We start from the raw sequence: 20,932 nt of genomic DNA on the forward strand, positions 1-20,932 counted from the left end.
AGAGAAAGGTATTTATTCTATCGGTTTTTTGTTAAAGACCTCTGACTGTTTAATGATATCGTCCTCGACGAATATCGGCGCGTGCGCCCTGACTGCCAAGGCAATGCTGTCTGAAGGCCGGGCATCAATGACCTTAGTTTCTCCGGAACGCGTCTTGATTACGAGTTTAGCATGAAAGGTATTTTCTTCCAGTTTATCGATAATAACCTTTTCAATATTCGCTTCCAGGTTTTCAATCATAGTATGCAGCAAGTCGTGGGTTAAGGGGCGTGGCGGCACAAAACCACTGATCTTCAATTTTATCGCCGAGGCCTCATGCAGCCCGATAACGATAGGCAGAATCCTGTTTCCTGCCTTCTCCTTTAAAACGATGAGCTGGTCATGCCTCTTCTCATCAATCACGATTTTGTTTAACTCCATCTCAACCATCGATTATTACCTCTTATATTATTTAGCCAAACGGCCGCCGGATTTCTGCGCCGGGCGCTTCTCTTTGCCTAAGATATCTTTTAACTCTACCATAAACTGCCCGACATCCTTAAACTGCCTGTATACCGAGGCAAACCGCACATAAGCCACGTCGTCTAAAGACTTTAATTTTTCCATAACCAGTTCACCTATCTTAGAAGAAGGCGCTTCGCGGTCGGATTTCTTCTGCAGCGCCCGCTCCACCAGTGTCACAATCTCTTCCATCTTCTCGGTGCTAATCGGCCTCTTCTCGCAGGCCTTGGCCACTCCTGATAAAAGCTTTTTGCGGTCAAAGGGCTCTCGCCGGCCGTCTTTTTTTATCACTAATAAGGAAACCTCTTCAATGTATTCGTAAGTAGTAAACCGCTTGCCGCATTTTAAACATTCTCGCCTGCGCCGGACAGCGGATTCCTCTGCGGTAGAGCGCGAATCTACAACCTTATCTTCTTTATAGCCGCAATAGGGACATTTCATTTAGTTTTAGATAATCCGTTATTGCGTTTTTGCGTTACTTGCGTTATTGCGCTCAAACGCTATAACGCTATAACCCTATAACGCAATAATCTTTTTTATTTCTTAATTCTTCTTACCTTTATCTTCGCCTCTTTTAGGAACTGCTTGGCTAATTTATCCGGATAATCCCCAGAGATGACAATCTCTTTGATCCCGGCATTAATGAGCATCTTGGCGCAGATGATACAGGGTTGGTTGGTGATATAAAGGGTGCTGCCTTTTGTGCCTACCCCGTATAATGCTGCCTGGAGCAAGACATTTTGCTCCGCATGCAGCCCGCGGCAGAGTTCGTGGCGTTCTCCCGACGGAATTTTTAATTTATCGCGCAGGCAGCCGATATCCAAACAGTGCCCTAATCCCGACGGAGCGCCGTTATATCCGGTAGCCAGTATTTTTTTATCCCTGACCAGGACCGCTCCTACATAACGCCGCAGGCAGGTTGCCCTCTTAGAGACCAGTTGCGCTACCTCTAAGAAATATTCATCCCAACTAGGCCGTGTATGTATCTTTTTTTTCTTTTTCATCATAAGAGGCCCGGGTATAAAGGAAAGCGCCCGGTAAGTTTTAGGACTTCTTTTTTTATGGCTTTTAATTTCCCGGGGTCATCGCTAGCTTCAAGTGCCTCGTGGATAAACCGCGCTATCAGGCGCATATGGGATTCTTTCATGCCCCGGCTGGTTACGGCAGCAGTCCCTAAACGTATGCCGCTGGTGGTTGCCGGGCTCTTCCTGTCAAAAGGTATAAGATTTTTATTCACCGTGATATTCACCTGCTCTAATATCCGTGAGGCATCCGCGCCGATAATGCCCTTATCGCTTAAATCTACGAGCAATAAATGCGTATCTGTGCCTCCGGAGACAATCCGAAAACCACGCCTGGTTAAACCCCTGGCGAGTTCCCGGGCGTTTTTCACTACCTGCCTCTGGTAATTCCTGAATTTAGGAGTCATGGCCTGGCGAAAGGCAATGGCCTTGGCGGCAATCACATGCATCAAAGGCCCGCCCTGGATTCCCGGAAAGACTTCCATATCAATTTTTTTGGCAAATTCTTTTTTACAGATGATAAAACCTCCACGCGGCCCGCGTAAAGTCTTATGGGTAGTAGAGGTGACAAAATCCGCGTAAGGGACCGGCGAAGGGTGCACACCGGCAGCCACTAAGCCGGCGATGTGCGCCATATCCACAAATAAATAAGCGCCTACTTTATCCGCAATTTTACGCAAGGCCTTAAAATCCATTCTTCTGGGATAGGCAGAAGCACCGGCTAAAATTATTCTGGGCTTATGTTTTTTAGCCAGAGACAGGATGTTATCATAATCCAGCATCTCGGTTTTCTTATCTACCCCGTAAGTCACTATGTTATAAAACATCCCGGAAAAATTATGCGGGTGGCCGTGGCTTAAATGCCCTCCGCAGGCTAAATCCATAGCCAGGACCGTATCTTTTAATTCCAGGGCGGCAAAATATACGGCCATATTCGCCTGCGTGCCTGAATGCGGCTGGACATTGACGTGTTCGGCGCCGAATAATTTCTTGGCCCGCTCAATGGCCAGGCGTTCTGCATCATCTACGTATTCGCAACCACCATACCAGCGCGCGCGAGGATAACCTTCGGCGTATTTATTAGTCAAGACCGAACCCTGGGCTTCCAATACCGCCAGAGAAGTAAAATTCTCAGAAGCAATCAACTCCAGGTTATCGTCCTGTCTCTTAATCTCGTTCTTTATGGCAGCGTAAATTTCCGGGTCAACAGTTTTTATGTGTCTCATCTTTTATTACCCCGTAGTTTCCTTTCCATTAATTTTATCTGGTCCAAGCGCCGCTTGTGCCTGCCTCCTGAAAATTTAGTATTTAGCCAAACATTAAGGATTCTTTTGGCTGAATCCGTCTTTACGAAAGTAGAGCCTAAAACTAAAACATTACTATCATTGTGTTCGCGGGAGAGGCGGGCGGCCTTGGCATTATAACATAAGGCAGCGCGCACTCCGGAAAGCCTGTTTGCCACAATAGAGTTACCGATGCCGGTCTTACAAATCAGGATGCCTTGTTTGTACCTTCCGTGCGAGACCTCTTCTGCCAGGCGGTAAGCAATCGGAGGATAATCGCAACGCTCTATTGAATAGGCACCTAAGTCTTTTACCTGAAAATTCTTCTTCTCAAGAAAAGACCTTATCTTTTCTTTGAGGCGAAATCCGCCATGGTCAGAACCAATAATTATTTTCTTCATATTAATTTACTCACCCTTTCTACGGCCTCTTTTATTATCCTTAAAGAATCGGCATAAAATTCCGGGGCCCTGCCGATAGGGTCAGCAATATCCAAGTTATTATCTTTTATTTTAGCAAATTCTTTTAATAAAAACAGTTTATTTTTTGCCTCCGGGGCCATTTCCAGGATTCTCTGTTCATGCAGCCTCTCCATAACCAGGATAAGGTCAGCCCTGGCGAGCATCTCTTTATTTACTCTTTGCGAATGATGCGCGGATACATCCATGCCCTCCTGTTTCATCAACTCCCGGACTTCTTCTGTGGCGCCTAAACCTTCTACTGCCATTATCCCCGCGGATAAAACTTCTATATCCTGGCGGCTTTGTTCTTTAAGCTTCTTCTCAAGGAGGGCTTTGGCCATAACCGAACGGCAGGAATTTCCTGTGCAGAGAAAAAGGATAACTTTCTTCTTTAACGCTGCCTCAATCTCTGCTTTTTTTATTGCCCCCTCCCTTAATATCCGTAACTGAGCGCCGGTTAAATCTACAACTGATGACTCCAGGCCCAATCTTGTATGGCCTGCGTCAATGGCAAAATCCACCAGGCCATCTAAATCTTTTATCGCCTCCGGAAAATTTATAGGCGCGTTTCCCCCGGAGATATTTGCCGACGGACAGACTACAGGGACCCCGGATAAGGCGATTACCTTTAAGGCAACAGCGTCATCAGGCATACGTATGCCGATGGTGCCTTTATCCTTAGCTTTTAAAATCAGGGTCAATGGCCCCGGCCAAAATTTAGCCATAAGTTTATACGCCAAAGCCGGTACATCCTGGGTGAACTCTTCTATTTTTTCTTTTTTATCTATGTGCAGAGAAAAAGGCTTATCCTGCGGGCGTTTCTTTATGGCATAGAGCCTCTTTACTGCCTGCTCATCTGCCATATGCGCGGCAATACCATAGACTGTTTCAGTAGGAATAACCACTAAGCCCCCTTTTGCCAGGATAGCGGCTGCTTCCTGGAGATGATTCTCATCGGGATTAAGGGGGTCTACTTTAACTATCTTGGTAGAATTCATATCTTGAGTTTTATTCTTTTAATTTTAGACTGCATTTCTTTTTTGTAAACCATGAGTTTTGCCTGTATTTTCTTATCGGCAATGCCTAAAATCTCTAAGGCAAATATGGCGGCGTTTTTAGCGCCTGCCTTACCTATACTCATAGAAGCTACCGGAATGCCTGAAGGCATCTGCACCGTTGATAACAACGAATCCAGGCCCTTGAGGCTCTTTGTCTCAATGGGTATGCCGATAACCGGTAAAGTGGTATGAGCCGCGATTACCCCGGCCAAGGCTGCAGCGCCTCCGGCAGCAGCGATAAAAACTCTTATGCCTCTTTTAGGCGCTTCTTCTACGTATCGGGCTAATTCTTGGGGCGTCCTGTGCGCGGACAGAACCCTAACCTCAAAACTTACCCTGAATTTCTTTAATAAATCTATCGCCTCTTTTACTATCTCTAAATCCGACTGACTGCCCATGATTATACTTATCGGTTTACGCATTATGCCTCCATTTCTAATTTTAACATTTTAACATTCAAACATTAAAACTTTCAAACTAAAATGGCTTTCCCCCCGATATCGCGACGATAATGCATCCCCTCAAAATGAATCTTCCCTACTGCCTGGTATGTCTTGTCAATGGCATCTTTTATATTATTACCTAAACCCGTTACCCCTAACACCCTTCCTCCGTTAGTAATATATTTATCTGACAACTTCTTCGTGCCGGCGTGAAATACGACTACGTCTTTAACCTTTGCGGCGTCTTCTAAACCAGAAATCTCTTTTCCTTTTTCATAATTACCCGGGTATCCGCCTGATGCGCAGACCACGCAGACACAGGCGCGGTTATCCCACTTCAGGCCCTGGAAACGGGATAATTTTCCCTCGCTGGCAGCCAGCATCACTTCTACTAAGTCCGACTGCATCCGGGGTAATATCGCCTCTGTCTCAGGATCGCCGAAACGCACGTTAAACTCCAGGGTCTTCGGGCCATCTTTAGTAATCATTACGCCGGCGTACAAAACGCCTTTATAAATAATGCCTTCTTTGGCTAAACCGCCTATAGTCCTATAGATAATCTTATCTAAAATTTCCAGTAATAATTCTTTTGTTACTACCGGGGCAGGCGAATATGCCCCCATACCTCCCGTATTGGCGCCCTTATCGTCATCAAAAATTCTTTTATGGTCCTGGCTAGAGGCTAAGGCAATAACCTTATGGGGATCAGTAATCACCAGGATAGAAGCCTCCTGCCCCTCTAAACAATCTTCAATGATGACTTTATTCCCGGCAGGGCCAAAAATCTTTTCTTCCAGTATGGAGGATACTGCCTGCTTTGCTTCATCTGGAGTCTTAGCCACTACTACGCCCTTACCTTGGGCCAGGCCGTCTGCTTTTATTACGCAGGGCCCGCCTACCTTCTCGATATATTTCTTTGCTTCTGAGGCATCGGTGAAAATTTTAAAATCTGCGGTAGGAACATGATATTTAGCCATCAGCTCTTTGGCAAAAACCTTGCTTGCCTCTAATTGCGCTGCGGCTTTAGGGGGGCCGAATATCTTTAATTTATAATTACTGAACTCATCAACTATCCCGGCGGCCAGAGGCGCCTCCGGACCGACGACGGTTAAGCCTATCTTTTCTTTTCTGGCAAAATCCAATAAGGACGCCGTATCTTCTGCTTTAATCTCCAGGCACTCGGCGAGATTCGCGATACCGCCGTTTCCGGGCGCGCAGAAAATCTTATCTGCCAGCTTGGACTGAGCAATCTTCCAGACTAAGGCGTGTTCCCTGCCGCCTGAACCAATAACTAAAACTCTCATAACTGGTTATATTATTCTAATTTAGTTCCGTCCCAGGGACAGAATTTGTAAGCGCCGCTTATTTTTTCGCCACAGGTAGGACAAATCTTAGATGGCAACAATGAACCCAGGGGCAATTTCCATCTAAACTCTCTCTCGTCTAATTTTACTAAGAATATTCCGTCTTTTTTGGCATCCGCAATACTCCGGCCCTCTTTGTTCTGACCAGGAAAGAGAAAAAAATGCATATTCTGACCGATTGGTCCGAAGTTATTTGCCCATGCCGGCTTCATCATGGCCAATAAACCCTTAATATCTGCATTAATCTCTTCTTCGCCTAAAGGTAAATATTTATTACCTGCGCTATCAATAACACTTAGATTACCGCGAATCTCTGCTTCGGTTTTATAGGTAACCGTCCCGAAGCTACCCATATTTCCGTCAACTGCCGCTACCAGCGTATATGGCCTAAAGACTTTAAGAAAATCATCGATCTGGGCAGGGGTCATGCTCGGATTCTGGGTGAAGCTTGCCTGCCAGTATTCTTCAGGGATCCACCAGATAAAGGTCATCTCGCCTGGTTTATCTGAGCGCTTCTGAGTCTCCTGGCCTAAGGCATTCAGATCTACCTGCTCTGTCTGGGCAAAAGAAGATACCCCGGCTGCGGCCAGAAAGAATGCCACGGCGATAAAACAGCGGCAAATTATTTTTTTCATTCCCTACCTCCTCAAAAGCCTATAATATTCTTACCTGTCTCCTGCCTTTAATTATCTCCCCAATAACCCAGGAACGTAGGTGGGATTTTTCTAAAGCGGATTTTATCCTGGATACGCTCTTTGGCTTAACTATTAAAACCATGCCAATACCCATATTAAAAGTTCGGTACATTTCCTCTTGTGGCACATTGCCCTTTTTCTGCATTAGCCGGAAAATCTCCAGGGCTCTCCAGGAATCCTTGTCTATAACTACATCTACACCCCCCGGAATAACTCTGGCAATTTTATTGTAAAAAGCGCCGCCGGTGATGTGCGCTATCCCTGTAACCTGTAACCTGTAACCTGTAACCTGTAACAACGATAAAATGGGCTTGACATAAATACGCGTAGGTTTCAGTAATTCCTTATGCATACGCTTTAATTTATTTTCAGAAAAGATCTTCCTGACTAAAGAATAGCCGTTAGAGTGTATGCCGCTGGATTCTAAGCCGATAACTTTATCCCCGGGTGAGATTCTAGAGCCGTCAATAATCTTTTCTCTCTCTACCACCCCCACGCAAAAACCGGCGACGTCATAATCTCCGGCATTATACATCCCCGGCATCTGGGCAGTTTCACCGCCCACCAAAGAACAACCTGCCTGGATACAGCCGTTATTTATACCCTTGACTACGTCAAAGAGCACACCTGTCTCTAATTTGCTGTAAGCAATATAATCTAAGAAAAACAGAGGTTCTGCGCCGACGCATAATATATCGTTGACGTTCATAGCTACGGCGTCAATGCCTATTGTATCGTGTTTATTGGCCAGGATGGCAATCTTTAATTTTGTGCCTACTCCGTCAGAAGAAGAGACCAGGACCGGGTCTTTGTATTTTTCTTTGGGGAACCTGAAAAAACTACCGAAACCGCCGATGTCTTTTAGGACTTCTTTACGGAAAGACTTCCTGGCTAAAGTTTTCAACCGGCCCTTGAAGGCATCGGCCTTTTGGATATCTACGCCTGATTTTTGATAGGTCAAGCTCCTCATGGATGCCTCCCGGTCCAGCAATACAAACAGATCTTTTCTTTAGGCAGGCCTATGGCAGAAATCATATCATTGAGCCTCTGGTATTTCAAAGTAGTTGCGCCCAAATCTTTGGTAATCCACTCTACCAACTTCTTATGCTTGGAAGAATTCTCATCCAGGTATTCTTTAATGTCCTTTATATCTTTGCCTTCTATTGCCTTTATCGCCCGGCGCGCCACCAGTTCCTGTATGCTGCGCGTAGAATAATTGAATTTACAGGGAAACATCAACGGCGGACAGGCAATCCTCAGGTGTATTTCTTTTACCGCGCATTCCTTGAGTTTCTGGATGGTATAATTTTTCAGTTGCGTGCCCCTGACAATGGAGTCGTCGCAACAGACAATACTTTTGCCATTGATTATTTCCGGGATAGGGATAAGTTTCATCTTGGCAATCAGGTCGCGCCTCTCCTGCGAAGCCGGCGTGTAACTACGGTCAAATCCCGGCGTATATTTTACCAGCGGCCTGCGAAAAGGGACCTTGGATTCCATGGCATAACCGATGGCATGTGTTGTCCCTGAATCCGGGATGCCTGAAACGATATCTGCCTTAATGTTATCGCGCTTGGCCAGGAACCTACCACATCTTTCCCTGACTACCTCCACGGTTATACCCTCATAAGAGGAACCGGGAAACCCTGTATATATCCATAAAAAGGAACAGATTTGATTTGTGTTATCGCCTTTGCGCTTAGATTTTAAACCGGATTCATCCAACAAAATAACCTCTCCCGGCTGGATATATTTTATGGTCTTAAATCCTAAATTCCCAAAAGCCGTAGTCTCCGTAGTTACCGCATAGTCTTTGCCCCTCTGGCCCAAAGCTAAAGGCGTATAACCATACCTGTCCCTGGCAGCATAAATCCCTTCCTTGTTTAACAAAAGCAAAGAACAGGAACCGTCAATCTTGGAGAACATATATTCAATACCACTCATGATAGTCTTCTCGCGGATGATCAATTTTGCCACCAGCTCCGTTAAATTAATCCTTCCGTCGGTCACTTCACTGAAGGATTTGCCCTCCTTAAAGAGCTCTTTAGCTAACTCATCGGCATTATCAATAAAGCCGTTAGTCATAATGGCAAAGGGCCCGAACTTAGAGTTAACGCATACGGGCTGTTCGTCCCTGGCGCTGATTACGCCTATGCCTTTATTGCCCGGCATCTTCTTGTAATCTTCGTAAAACTTTGCCTTGAACTGGCTTCCTCTAATATCGTGAATTTTACGGCTTAAACCTTCACTGCCATAGACTGCCAGGCCCGCAAATTGCGTGCCCAGATGCGAATGGTAATCCGTGCCATAAAAAAGGTCTTCCAGGCAATCACTCTTGGAGACCACGCCAAAAATACCGCTCATATTACCCCCTTTAAAAGTTTTTCCTTATATATTCTACCCCGTTTCTAAATATTTGTAAACCATCTCCTTCGCTTTTCTTCTTTGCTGTCTGCCATTTCCGGGGATGCTGGAAGGCTTCGATGTGCCTCTCCGGATGAGGCATAAGCCCTAAAATCCTGCCGCTATCGTCAATAATCCCGGCAATATTATCCTGCGAGCCGTTAGGGTTATATGGATAGCCCGTAGATCTTCCTTGTTCATCGCAATACTGAAAAACAATCTGGTTATTATCTCTAATCCTCTGTAAAACTGCTTTATCCTTAGTAATAAACTTCCCTTCGCCATGCGCCACGGGCAGGTAAATTATTTCCGGTAGATTTTTTGTCCAAATGCATTTATTTTGGGATTTGGGATTTGGGATTTGGGATTTCTTTAGATACACCCAGCGGTCCTCAAATTTACCCGAATCGTTGATCACAAGCGAAGCCTCCTGCGTTAATTCATTATTGCCGGGCAATAGGCCGCTTTTTACCAGGACCTGAAAACCGTTACAGATACCGATGATTATCTTGCCTTCCTGGATAAATTTTTTTATATCGCCTGTTAATTTATGCCTTAGTTCATTGGCTAAAATTTTTCCCGCAGCGATATCGTCTCCGTAAGTAAAGCCTCCGGGTATAGCTAAAATCTGATAATCCCTAAGGCGCTTTCTTAGTCTGATGAGGCTATTAATATGCAAAAGCTCGATAGCTGCTCCCGCCTTATGAAAGGCAAAAGCTGTCTCTCGGTCGCAATTAGTACCGGCGGTTCTTAAGATACAGGCCTTAGGTTTTTTCATAGAATCTATCTATGACGCCCACTGCTTCTTTGGGGCTGTCTACTACTTTAAAAATGTTTAAATCCTCCTTACTGATATTGCCGTTTTTCAATACCGTGTCTTTAAGCCAGCTCAGCATGCCCTCCCAATATTCGCTGCCAAATAATACCACGGGAAACTTAGAAATCCTCAACGTCTGGATAAGATTGATGGCCTCGGTAAATTCATCTAAAGTGCCGTAGCCTCCGGGCATAATCACAAAGGCCTTGGCGTATTTGACAAACATGACTTTACGCACGAAAAAATAACGGAAATCTAAAAGCGTATCCACGTAACTATTAGGTTTCTGCTCGCTGGGAATCTGGATATTCAAGCCTACGGAACGGCCGCCGGCCCTCTTTGCGCCTTTATTGGCTGCCTCCATAATACCCGGGCCGCTACCGGTAATGACGGCATAGCCTTTTTTCGCCAGAAGATAGGCGAGCTCTTCGGCGAGCTTATAATATTTATCCTTCGGGCTCATACGGCTTGAGCCGAATATGGAAACCGCCTTGCCTATCCTGGAAAGAATCTCAAAACCGTCTACAAATTCAGACATGATGCGGAAGACCCGCCAGGGGTCTTCCTGGGTAAAATCGTCTTTAATAATAACTTTTGTTTTTTTCATCCTACCACCTCAATGGTTTTTGCCAGGCCTCTTTTAATGCCCCAAGTTCGGCTTTCAGGCAGACCTTATTATCCAATCCATAAACCTTAAACTCTTTATTTTTATTCACGCAACCGATTAAGCCGAAAGGGACGCCTTTCAAAATCTTCTCAAATACTTTCTGTTTTTTCTTTTCTACCTCCACGATAAAACGTGAATTTGACTCTGAAAATAGAATATAATCATTTCTCAAGTTTGGTCGTTGGTCGTTGGTCGTTGGTCGTTGGTCATATGGCACTTCCTTTAAGAATATCTCCATCCCTAATCCGCCGGAAAAAGCCATCTCTGCCGCAGCAACGCCTATGCCGCCTTCTGAACAATCATGCATGGCTTTAATCAGGCCTAACGAAGATGCCCTGCTTAATGCCTCAAAGGTCAACCTTGCCTCACTGGGAAATACCTTAGGCACATCATTACCTATAAAACCTAATGTATCATAATAATGCGAGCCCCCTAATTCATCATAAGTAGGGCCGGCTATATAAATTAAATCACCTGCTTCTCTGGCATACGTGGAGATGGCCTTTTCGGTATCTTCCATTACTGCGATTGCGGAAATCAAAAGTGTCCCCGGTATAGCCATAGATTTGTTTTTTACGGCGTATTCGTTGTTAAGGCTGTCTTTACCGGAAATAAAAGGCGCCCCGAAGGCCTTGGCAATATCGTAACAGCCGTAGGCTGCCCTGACCAGGCCCCCTAACCTATCCGGTTTGTCGGGATTACCCCAGCAGAAATTATCCAAGAGCGCCACTTCTTTTAATGAGCCACCGACGGCAATAACCTGGCGCAGGGCCTCGTCAATACACCCGGCAGCCATCCAGTAAGGGTCAATAAAACCAAACCTGAAGTTTATGCCGTTGGAAACGATGACGCCTTTTTTAGAATTTAAAATCGGCTTAACCACGCTAGCATCGGCAGGGCCGTCATTAGCAATGCCGACCAGGGGTTTTAAAACCGAGCCTCCCTGCACCTCATGGTCGTATTGCCTGATAACCCATTCCTTAGAACAGACGTCATAATGAGAAAGTAATTGTAAGAGGCAGGGCGTAAGGTTCCTAGGACAGCTAAACTCCGGTTCTCTGTGTTTAGGCTGGATGAATACGGCTTTTTTTTCTATTTCCGGCAGGCCCTCATGCAAGAACTGCATATCCAAATCACAGGTTAAACTGTCTTTATAGTAAAGTTTTAACCCTCGGCTACCGGTAAATTCTCCGATAACCGTGGCCTCAACATCTTCTTTATGAAAAACATCCATAAGGGCACCGAGCTTTCCCTTAGGGACCGACAGCACCATCCTTTCCTGCGATTCCGAAATCCAGATTTCGGTGTAAGAGAGGCCGGAATATTTTAAAGGGACTTTATCCAAGTCTATACGGGCCCCTAAATCGCTCCCCATTTCTCCGACAGCGCTGGATAAGCCTCCTGCGCCGCAGTCGGTAATCGCATTATACAGATTTCTATCGCGGGCCTGTAATATCGTATCTACCATCTTTTTTTCCTGGATAGGATTGCCGATCTGCACTGCGCCGCTGGATATCTTTTCGGATTCATGCGTCAATTCTCCCGAAGAAAAGGTAGCCCCGTGTATCCCGTCCCTGCCTGTCCTGCCTCCTACTACTACCACGAAATCACCTTTTTTTACCTGTTTAAACGATTTATCTTTAGGCAGGATACCCGCGGTTCCGCAGTAAACTAAAGGGTTACCTGTAAAACCTTCATGGAAGAGTATTGCGCCGTTTACCGTCGGAATGCCCATTTTATTTCCGTAGTCACGTACGCCCGAAACTACGCCCTTCATTATGCGCTTAGGGTGCAGCGTGCCGGTTGGCAGCTTGCTAAAAGGATAATCAGGCGGTCCAAAACAAAAAACATCGGTATTCAAAAAAGGCCTTGCGCCTAAACCCGTACCTAAAGGGTCACGGATTACCCCGCCTATACCTGTGTTCGCGCCGCCAAAAGGCTCCAGGGCCGACGGATGATTATGCGTTTCTACTTTAAAACAGACATTGTATTTATCGTCGAACCTGATCACTCCGGAATTATCCTGAAACACAGAGACACACCAGGGCTTATCCAATTCTTTAGTCACCTTCATTATCGTGGATTTAAGAAGATTATTTATTAATTTTGGCGTTAGGTTTTTGGTGTTAGGTTTTTGGTGTTTATCCTGACACCTCTCATAATATTTTATCTTACCGCGAAACGTCTTATGCCCGCAGTGCTCAGACCATGTCTGGGCAATAGTTTCTAATTCACAGTCAGTGGGGTTACGTTTTAATTTTTTGAAGTAATTCTTTATCTGCTGCATCTCCGTCACATTCAAAAATAGCTGCCCATCCTGAGAGATTCTCTTCAACCTCTCGCTTGAGGCACCCAATAAATCTACGGTGATTAAATTAAACCGGTAGCTTGATTGCGCGACGGACGAAGGGCGGCGGGCGGCGGACGAAGGATTAACAATATGCTGGATTAATTTATTATAAAGCAGCTTCTCGGAAACCGTCTTTAACTGGTGGCGGTTGAGCCTGCCTTTGATAATATATTTTTTGGCAGTCCTTATTGATTCTACCCCTTCTATGCCGAGATCTCTTATTCCTTTTAACACGGATTCTTCGGCGGGATCCATTACGCCCGTATTATAAGCTATTTCTATAGTGTGGTATTGCTTGGGGTCGCGGATAAGCGGCAGGAGGTTAAAGTCCTGGGTAATTTTATCTGCCAGCAGTTCTTGCGAAATCAGTCTTATTTTTTCCTCGGCTACCCTGCCTTCAATGGCATAAACCTGCACAAAACGGACCTCTTCCACAGAATTTATCCCGAGGTCGCGGATATCCCTTTCGATGCCGCTGCCGACGGCATCAAAGATACCCGGTTTATCGCTTACTTCAATGTGCCAAAGCATAAAGTTTTTAAAGATAGGGGGGTTATTTCGCGGCGGGTCTTAATTATAACCCGACTTTTCGGAAAATCTTATTTACGTTACGCAGATAATAATCTAAATCAAAAATCTCATTTAACGCCTTCCGGTTGAGATAGCATAAAACTTCTTTATCCCTTAAAAGCGCTTCTTTAAAGTCCAGACTCTCCTTCCAAGACTTCATGGCATTCCTCTGTACCAGCTCATAAGCCTTCATGCGGACGATGCCTTTATCCATCAATGCCAGAAGGACCCTCTGGGAAAAAATCAGGCCTCTCGTTTTTACTAAATTCGCCAGCATATTTTCCGGATAAACCACCAATCCCTCTATAACCTCAATAAATTTATTCAGCATATAATCTAAGGCAAGGGTAGAATCCGGTATGATTATCCGCTCTACGGAAGAATGGCTGATATCGCGTTCATGCCACAAAGCCACATTTTCCATCGCTGCCAGGGCATTGCCGCGTAAAAGACGGGCCAGCCCGCAGATGCGTTCGCAGATAACAGGGTTACGCTTATGCGGCATGGCAGATGAACCCTTCTGTCCCTTACCAAAAGGCTCTTCCGCCTCTAAGACTTCTGTTCTCTGTAAATGCCTGATTTCAGTGGCAAACTTTTCTAAACTTGCGCCAATAACAGCTAAGGTAGCCATATATTGGGCATATACATCTCTTTGTATAACCTGGGTAGCAATGCGCGCGGGTTTAAGTCCAAGTTTCCCACAGGCATAGGCCTCTACTTCAGGAGAAACATTGGCATAGGTACCGACTGCTCCGGAAATCTTACCGACTGCTACTTCTTCTTTTGCCAGTTTAAGGCGCTCTAAATTGCGCCTGGTCTCATCAAACCAAAGAGCGAATTTTAGGCCGAAGGTAGTAGGTTCTGCGTGCACCCCGTGGGTCCTGCCGATACAAACCATCTCCTTATATCTCTTGGCTTTCTTAGCAAGCAGATTAAGCAGATTGCTTAAGTCATTGAGTAATATATCCGAGGCTGCTTTCAGCTGTACCCCTAAAGTTGTATCCAAAAGGTCGGAAGAAGTCAGGCCAAGATGCAGGTATTTGGCATCCGTCCCAATATATTGTGCCACGTTAGCCACAAATGCCACTATATCGTGTTGCGTCTTGGTTTCTATTTTCTTAATCTGGCTTAGGTTAAACTTTGCTTTTTTCCTGACTCTCTTCGCCACATCTTGCGGGATTTTCTTTTCTTTAGCGAGGGCTTCTAGGGTGAGTATTTCTATATCCAGCATGGTTTTGAATTTAAACTCATCCTGCCAGATACTATTCATCTTGGGTAGGGTATATCTTTCGATCATATCTCCTCCTTAGTGCAGAGAGGATTATTATAACAAAAATTTTAAATTTAGCAAATAAAAAACCCGCCATTTTTCCGATATCCTTGGCGGGTTTTTCTAAGTTGCGGGGGCAAGATTTTCCCGCTGTTGCTACCTTTTATCACCAGCGGGATCCCGCCTCTTGACAGTATGACTATTAAGGCGGGAGAACTTGCTGATTATATTTATTTGCGGGGAGAGGATTTGAACCTCTGACCTTCAGGTTATGCTTACCACTACAGTTTTCACTGCTCCGCCACAAATCTTGGCGGATTTGTAGTCTGGACTATACCTTAATCCCAAAATTCAGGACCTCTGCCATCTAGTCTCTACACCTTCCCGTCGTAAAACTTAACGGGCTTGGCTCGGTATTACCTTAGAACCTTGAGGCTCCACCGAATTTGGCAGACTATCCTTCAGTCGTCTCCGGCTGAGGAGCCCATTGAATAACAAATCCCAACGTTCCCTGTATTCAGCTGACTTTGGCTTACGCTGCCTTTTATCCGTCTCTATCAGACTTGTAGTACTACCGTAAGCTGAAAATATAGAAATAGGCATGACGTAAAACACATGCAGGGAATCAAGATACAGGATTGCGAAATCAAAATCATCTTTATCATAACGGTCCCTCAACATATGTCGGCGATTAGTCTTAGTTCTTCTTACATCAACCCCGTAAGATTTCGTCTTACGATTAAACCAAGCGCTCTTCACTTGTATGCGGATAAGTTTGCCATTAAGGTCAAGCGCTAAATCGTAGGGAAGACGATCCCCTATAGGCTTTAGCACTTTAAAGCCCCTTCTTAGCAATTCCGTTATGACTGCTGATTCCGCAATATCTGCCTTGAGCTTTGTATCCATTGAGCCTGACGAGCTACCAGACTGCTCCACCCCGCGAAAATCACTTGCTATAACTTAACGAGCTAACAAAGAACAATTTACTTCTACCTATCTATATGATTATGATACCGTAACCATCCTGATAACGCAAGGATTATTATTTCCTGGGGACAATCTTAATGGGAATTTCGCCCTTGCGCACCACGCCCATCTTGTCCCTGGCGATCTTTTCCTGATAAATGGGGTCGCTTTCTATGCGCTTGAGCTCCTGCTGCAGGAGGGCATTTTCTACGTTCAGGCGTTTTATTTTCATCTCTAAATCGCGGTTCTTGTCTCTTAGTTCCTGTAGTTTTGTATAGCCAGGCAAGAATATAACCAAGAGGAAAAACAGGATACCAAGAAACGAGAATGCCTTTTTAAATATCATCTCTTCCAAGAGGTCCCGGCATAGGCTGCCTCAGGGCCCAGTTCTTCTTCGATTCTTAAGAGTTCGTTATATTTACAGATCCTGTCTGTGCGCGATACCGAACCTGTCTTAATCTGGCCGCATCCGCAGGCTACTGCCAGATGGGCAATAGTAGTATCTTCGGTCTCCCCGGAACGGTGGGAAACAACCGCTTTGTATTTATTCTTCTTAGCCATTTCTATAACCTCAAGCGTTTCCGAGAGCGAGCCGATCTGGTTTAATTTGACTAAGATGGCATTGCCTATTTTCGCAGCAATACCTTTTTTGAAAATTTTAGGGTTCGTTACAAAGATATCGTCGCCCACCAGTTGTATTTTGCCCCCTAATTTTTTAGTCATCTCTTGCCAGCCCGGCCAATCATGTTCAGAGAGGCCGTCCTCAATGGATAAGACAGGATATTTATTCACCCAATCCTGGTATATAGCAATCATCTCTGATGAACTCTTACGGGATTTTTCAAACTCATACGCGCCATCCTTATAAAAAGAACTGGCAGCGCAGTCCAAAGCCAGACAGATATCGCATCCGGCTTTATAGCCTGCTTTTTCAATGGCCTGTAAGATCAAATTCAGCGCTTCCTCGTTGGAATTCAAGCTGGGCGCAAACCCGCCTTCATCGCCCACAGAGGTAGATAGGCCTTTAGATTTTAAAATGGATTTTAGGTTATGAAAAGTTTCCGCGGCATACCTTAGGGCCTCGCGGAAGGTCGGCGCGCCTACAGGCATAATCATAAACTCCTGGATATCCAGGTTATTGTCCGCGTGCAGCCCGCCGTTTAAGATATTCATCAACGGTACAGGCAAGATTTTTGCCGTATTGCCGCCGAGGTATTTATACAACGGCTGCTTTTTAGTTAATGCCGCTGCCTTGGCTACGGCTAACGATACGCCCAGGATTGCATTCGCCCCGAGCCGGGATTTATTTTCTGTGGCATCCAGGCCTATCAGTAGCTTATCGATTTTAGCAAAATCCGCAGGCTTGCCTTTTATTTTGGGAGCAATTATGGTATTAACATTATCTACTGCCTTTAATACCCCTTTGCCTAAATACCTTTTTTTATCCCCATCCCTTAACTCCAATGCCTCATTATCCCCGGTTGATGCGCCCGATGGCACAGCCGCACGCGCCAGGATACCCGTATCCAAAAGAATATCTGCTTCTACTGTGGGGTTACCGCGCGAATCCAAAATCTCCCTTGCTATAACTTTTTTTATCTTTGCCATAGTTTGACCTCCTTAATAATAAGCAGAAAAATTCTATCACGAATAATCCTTTAGTCAATAGAAAACAATTTTTAAGGCAAGGGACAGGTACAAGATTGAATCCGCACCAGGTGCCCGATTAGCTTCGCACCAGGTGCGAAAGATAGGTTGACAGGGGTATAAAATTATGATATTTTATTTTGCATAGGATAAATATGAACTGGCGAAAGATTAAATTATTTATTAAGTTGCACTGGATCGGCATCACCATAGCCGCTTGTGCTGCTATTATCGGCATATCCCTCATAATATTCCTGCGCAATGCCATTATCGCCTGGCAGACCTCCGAATCCTATTTCAAAAAAGCCACCCTCGCCCAATCAGTAATAAGTTTTTACATCTGGATAGTAGTTTACATCATCTCTATGCCGCTAATGGGCTTGACTTGGATGTGGATAATGTCAGGCGGGGTCGCCAAATTCGGCCGCCTGCATAAAAAGGCGGTAAGCGGCGAAGATATCCGTATACACTGGGCAGATGTCATCGGCATGGAAGAATCCAAGGAAGAGGCAAAGGAAGTAATGGGCCTGATTACTGACCGCGCCCACCTGCAGCGCATCGGAGGGCAGATTTTAAGGGGCATACTGATGATCGGGCCTCCGGGTTGCGGAAAAACTTACCTGGCCAAGGCCATTGCCACAGAAGCGAACCTGCCCTTTATAGCTATGTCAGGCTCGGAATTTATCGAGATGTTTGTAGGGGTTGGCGCAAGCCGCATCCGTAAGCTTTTTAAACAGGCGCGCCAACTGGCTTACGCTGAAGGCGGATGCATCATATTTATTGATGAATTAGACGCCGTAGGCGCGCAACGCGCGGTTGACCGGGGTTTCGGCGGGCAGACAGAATCTAACACTACCTTAAACCAGCTCCTCATAGAAATGGATGGGATGAAAGAAAAGGATTGCAACGTCGTGATCATCGGCGCCACTAACGCCCCTGAAGGGTTCTTAGACGCTGCCCTTATGAGGCCGGGCAGGTTCGACCGTAAAATCTACATTGACCTGCCTAATTTAGAGGAACGCGAGAAATTATTCGCCTATTATTTAAAAGACGTAAAATATGACCCCTCCATTGACCGTATGAGGCTAGCCAGGTTAACCGTGGGCAACAGCCCCGCGGATATTGCTAACCTTATTAAAGAATCGGCGCTTATTGCCGTCCGGAATAAAAAAGAAGTAATCTCTATGAAAGAAATCTCCGAGGCCTATGACCGCGTGGAGATGGGCATTAAACACAAAATCGTATTTAGCCAAAGGGACCGGGAAAAGATTGCCTATCATGAAGCAGGGCATGCTATTGCCATGTATTTCTTTGCCCCGCATCAGGACGTATTCAAGGCTACGATTTTATCCAGGGGCGGCGCCTTGGGATTTGTCATGCCGCACCCCCGCGAAGAAATACACGTGCGCAACAAAGAACAGTATCTGGGGGATATCAAGGTAAACTTAGGTTCCTATGCGGCGGAAAAACTGAAATTAAATATTACCACTTCCGGCGTAAGCCAGGACTTCACCACAGCCATGTGGATTGCCAAGCGCATGGTCTGGGAATGGGGCATGGGAAAATCCGGCCTGGTAGGCAATTATAGTCTATTAGAAACGATGAGTTCGGATTACGGGATATTTAGAGGAGAGAATGTTTCCTTCGTCTCGGAAAAAATCAAAGAGCAATTAAATAATGAAGTGCAGGAGATACTACAGGAATGCCTTAAAGAAGTAGAAGGTTTGCTCAAAAGGGAATCTGCCCTGCTTGACCGCTTTGCCCAGGAGCTGCTCGCCAAAGAAGAACTCAATTATGATGAAATTGAAGCTATCTTTAAAGAATTCGGTAAGGCCCGCCCTCCTTTTTAGCCTCCTTATCTGTTTTAATCTCACCGGCTGCCAGTGCCGGCCTATTGAACCTACCTATAAGGAAGAAAACCTCATTTCCACGGTAAAACAAATCTGCAAGGACGAATATAGCCTGGATGTGGCCACCGGAAGGACCCCCACCACCCTCTGGGTTTATGCGCCCGTGGATAAAATCCTGCATAAAGATTATGGAAAACAAGAAGACAAAATATTCGATGATGAGATAACAGAAAAATTAAGGAACATACTCATCACTATCGGCCGGGTATTACTCAGCTCTGACCATACCCCGGAATTTTTCGTGCTGGTAATCTCGGATATAAAAATCGGCATAGATTATGCTATTTTCGCCAATGTGCTGGATATCAAAAAGACTTACGCCGACTCCATGCCTTTTACCGAAACCCAAAAAAGGTACGTCTTCAGGTTTGCCCTGGCCCCGCAAGCCATAGGAGATAAGACCGGAAAACACATCCAGATATACGATATCAAGTTAGGGGATTTTCTCGCCCAACAAATAACGCAAAGGGTCTCTATTATTTTTCAGGGGGAAGATTTTAAGAAATATTTTAAATTAGAAAAAATTGACGGGCTCTTCAATAACGGAAATTTTATCTTCGCGTATTCCATACGGGAGACAACCAGGCCTGACAAAGGCATAAACGCGATGAAAGAAATATTGGATACAGCCGCCTATTGCATCAGGACGTATGAATTCGGGGATTTTAACACTCTGGAAATAAACGATTTACTCAGGCAGGACAAGCTGATCTTAAACCGGCAGGAAATTTTAACCCGGCCCCTTTCTCCTAAGTAGAGGCCAAAACTCTCCTCCCTTCTATTTTTAATTTACCTTCCGTATAAAGCCTGATTGCTTCAGGATAAAGACGGTGTTCTATGCTGTGGATTTTTTTCTCTAAAGATTCCGGCGTCTCATCATTCTCTATATTTACGGCTTTTTGTAAAATTATCGGGCCATGGTCCATCTTTTCATCCACAAAATGCACGGTAACGCCGGTAACTTTGACCCCATAATCAAAGGCGTCTTTTATTGATTCCGTGCCCTTAAAGGACGGCAGCAAAGCAGGATGGATATTTAATATGCGGCCCAAATATTTAATCACGAATTCCGGGCTTAAAATGCGCATAAAACCCGCCAGGACAATTAAATCTATTTTATTTTCTTCTAAATGCCGGATAATTCCGGCTTCAAAATCCTTTTTGTCCGCGCAGTCCTCTCTTTTGAGCAAAGCTACCTTTATCCCTGCCCGTTTTGCCCGCCCAATCGCGCCGGCTTTAGGATTATCGCAGACTAAAAGCGCTAAATTGGCCTTGATCCTGCCTTTCTTTACTGCCCTGATGATAGCGCCAAAATTCGTGCCTCTTCCTGAAGCAAAAACGGCAATATTCATTTTTCCAATTCCTTTCTCAAAAACCTTTCATTCACCGGGCCAAAATCTTCGGCCTTATCCGGGTTATTCATCAAAGAGGCGATTACCGGACGGATATAATTTTTGTTTCCGCAGCAGCCGTGAATGTAATTTACCCGTGGGACTTTTCCCACT

Annotated in this window: 22 protein-coding genes; 2 read left to right on the forward strand and 20 right to left on the reverse strand. The window is 45.2% G+C overall.

What is annotated here, in order from left to right; translation table 11 throughout:
- Positions 1-12: 12 nt before the first annotated feature.
- The 18 genes from PHV44_05365 to eno all read right to left on the reverse strand — a co-directional run bounded on the left by PHV44_05365 (position 13) and on the right by eno (position 17,478).
- On the reverse strand, positions 13-429 hold the full coding sequence (locus PHV44_05365) for a bifunctional nuclease family protein (GenBank protein ID MDD5592702.1): 417 nt from the start codon (positions 427-429) through the stop codon (positions 13-15).
- A gap of 18 nt (positions 430-447) precedes the next feature.
- Positions 448-942 carry a transcriptional regulator NrdR gene (nrdR, locus tag PHV44_05370; GenBank protein ID MDD5592703.1) on the reverse strand — a complete coding sequence of 165 codons (495 nt, stop codon included), beginning with the start codon at positions 940-942 and terminating at the stop codon, positions 448-450.
- Between the two features lie 95 nt (positions 943-1,037).
- A complete protein-coding gene (locus PHV44_05375; protein ID MDD5592704.1) occupies positions 1,038-1,508 on the reverse strand; it encodes a cytidine/deoxycytidylate deaminase family protein in 471 nt (156 codons plus the stop codon).
- Positions 1,505-2,749, reverse strand: a complete 1,245-nt coding sequence (locus PHV44_05380) for a serine hydroxymethyltransferase (protein MDD5592705.1) — start codon at positions 2,747-2,749, stop codon at positions 1,505-1,507. The genes PHV44_05375 and PHV44_05380 overlap by 4 nt, the downstream gene beginning before the upstream one ends.
- Complete coding sequence (rpiB, locus tag PHV44_05385) at positions 2,746-3,207, reverse strand: ribose 5-phosphate isomerase B (protein ID MDD5592706.1); 462 nt, start codon at positions 3,205-3,207, stop codon at positions 2,746-2,748. The genes PHV44_05380 and rpiB overlap by 4 nt, the downstream gene beginning before the upstream one ends.
- Entirely contained in the window at positions 3,204-4,265 is a 1,062-nt protein-coding gene (locus tag PHV44_05390) for an L-threonylcarbamoyladenylate synthase (protein MDD5592707.1), read from the reverse strand. Before PHV44_05390 ends, rpiB begins: the two co-directional genes overlap by 4 nt.
- Complete coding sequence (gene purE / locus PHV44_05395; GenBank protein ID MDD5592708.1) at positions 4,262-4,747, reverse strand: 5-(carboxyamino)imidazole ribonucleotide mutase; 486 nt, start codon at positions 4,745-4,747, stop codon at positions 4,262-4,264. Before purE ends, PHV44_05390 begins: the two co-directional genes overlap by 4 nt.
- Before the next feature lie 50 nt (positions 4,748-4,797).
- Positions 4,798-6,072 (reverse strand): phosphoribosylamine--glycine ligase, encoded by a 1,275-nt coding sequence (gene purD, locus PHV44_05400; protein MDD5592709.1) that lies wholly within the window; start codon positions 6,070-6,072, stop codon positions 4,798-4,800.
- Between the two features lie 11 nt (positions 6,073-6,083).
- A complete protein-coding gene (locus PHV44_05405; protein MDD5592710.1) occupies positions 6,084-6,767 on the reverse strand; it encodes a hypothetical protein in 684 nt (227 codons plus the stop codon).
- Between the two features lie 19 nt (positions 6,768-6,786).
- Positions 6,787-7,797: a phosphoribosylformylglycinamidine cyclo-ligase gene (gene purM / locus PHV44_05410; GenBank protein ID MDD5592711.1), complete on the reverse strand. Its 1,011-nt coding sequence runs from the start codon at positions 7,795-7,797 to the stop codon at positions 6,787-6,789.
- Entirely contained in the window at positions 7,794-9,191 is a 1,398-nt protein-coding gene (locus tag PHV44_05415) for an amidophosphoribosyltransferase (protein ID MDD5592712.1), read from the reverse strand. Before PHV44_05415 ends, purM begins: the two co-directional genes overlap by 4 nt.
- Before the next feature lie 10 nt (positions 9,192-9,201).
- The gene (gene purQ, locus PHV44_05420; protein ID MDD5592713.1) at positions 9,202-10,008 is read right to left on the reverse strand and encodes a phosphoribosylformylglycinamidine synthase I; all 807 of its coding nucleotides are present in this window, start codon (positions 10,006-10,008) and stop codon (positions 9,202-9,204) included.
- Positions 9,995-10,654, reverse strand: coding sequence for a TIGR00730 family Rossman fold protein (locus PHV44_05425; protein ID MDD5592714.1), 660 nt, complete (start codon positions 10,652-10,654; stop codon positions 9,995-9,997). Before PHV44_05425 ends, purQ begins: the two co-directional genes overlap by 14 nt.
- Before the next feature lies 1 nt (position 10,655).
- Complete coding sequence (purL, locus tag PHV44_05430; GenBank protein ID MDD5592715.1) at positions 10,656-13,595, reverse strand: phosphoribosylformylglycinamidine synthase subunit PurL; 2,940 nt, start codon at positions 13,593-13,595, stop codon at positions 10,656-10,658.
- Positions 13,596-13,638: 43 nt separating this feature from the next.
- On the reverse strand, positions 13,639-14,931 hold the full coding sequence (gene purB / locus PHV44_05435) for an adenylosuccinate lyase (GenBank protein MDD5592716.1): 1,293 nt from the start codon (positions 14,929-14,931) through the stop codon (positions 13,639-13,641).
- A 369-nt stretch (positions 14,932-15,300) separates the two neighbouring features.
- The gene (locus PHV44_05440; protein ID MDD5592717.1) at positions 15,301-15,810 is read right to left on the reverse strand and encodes a group I intron-associated PD-(D/E)XK endonuclease; all 510 of its coding nucleotides are present in this window, start codon (positions 15,808-15,810) and stop codon (positions 15,301-15,303) included.
- Positions 15,811-15,946: 136 nt separating this feature from the next.
- Positions 15,947-16,216, reverse strand: coding sequence for a septum formation initiator family protein (locus PHV44_05445; GenBank protein MDD5592718.1), 270 nt, complete (start codon positions 16,214-16,216; stop codon positions 15,947-15,949).
- On the reverse strand, positions 16,213-17,478 hold the full coding sequence (gene eno, locus PHV44_05450; GenBank protein ID MDD5592719.1) for a phosphopyruvate hydratase: 1,266 nt from the start codon (positions 17,476-17,478) through the stop codon (positions 16,213-16,215). Before eno ends, PHV44_05445 begins: the two co-directional genes overlap by 4 nt.
- 194 nt (positions 17,479-17,672) lie before the next feature.
- Here eno and PHV44_05455 point away from each other — a divergent pair, with 194 nt between their 5' ends.
- Both PHV44_05455 and PHV44_05460 read left to right on the forward strand, forming a co-directional pair.
- Positions 17,673-19,367 carry an AAA family ATPase gene (locus tag PHV44_05455; GenBank protein ID MDD5592720.1) on the forward strand — a complete coding sequence of 565 codons (1,695 nt, stop codon included), beginning with the start codon at positions 17,673-17,675 and terminating at the stop codon, positions 19,365-19,367.
- Positions 19,312-20,184 (forward strand): hypothetical protein, encoded by an 873-nt coding sequence (locus tag PHV44_05460; GenBank protein MDD5592721.1) that lies wholly within the window; start codon positions 19,312-19,314, stop codon positions 20,182-20,184. The genes PHV44_05455 and PHV44_05460 overlap by 56 nt, the downstream gene beginning before the upstream one ends.
- Here the strand turns inward: PHV44_05460 and purN are convergent.
- Positions 20,177-20,779 (reverse strand): phosphoribosylglycinamide formyltransferase, encoded by a 603-nt coding sequence (purN, locus tag PHV44_05465; protein MDD5592722.1) that lies wholly within the window; start codon positions 20,777-20,779, stop codon positions 20,177-20,179. The genes PHV44_05460 and purN overlap by 8 nt on opposite strands.
- Positions 20,776-20,931 carry a hypothetical protein gene (locus PHV44_05470; protein MDD5592723.1) on the reverse strand — a complete coding sequence of 52 codons (156 nt, stop codon included), beginning with the start codon at positions 20,929-20,931 and terminating at the stop codon, positions 20,776-20,778. The genes purN and PHV44_05470 overlap by 4 nt, the downstream gene beginning before the upstream one ends.
- Position 20,932: the final 1 nt, after the last annotated feature.

This window comes from Candidatus Omnitrophota bacterium (genome assembly GCA_028717245.1).
Classification (GTDB): domain Bacteria; phylum Omnitrophota; class Gorgyraeia; order Gygaellales; family Profunditerraquicolaceae; genus JAGUYA01.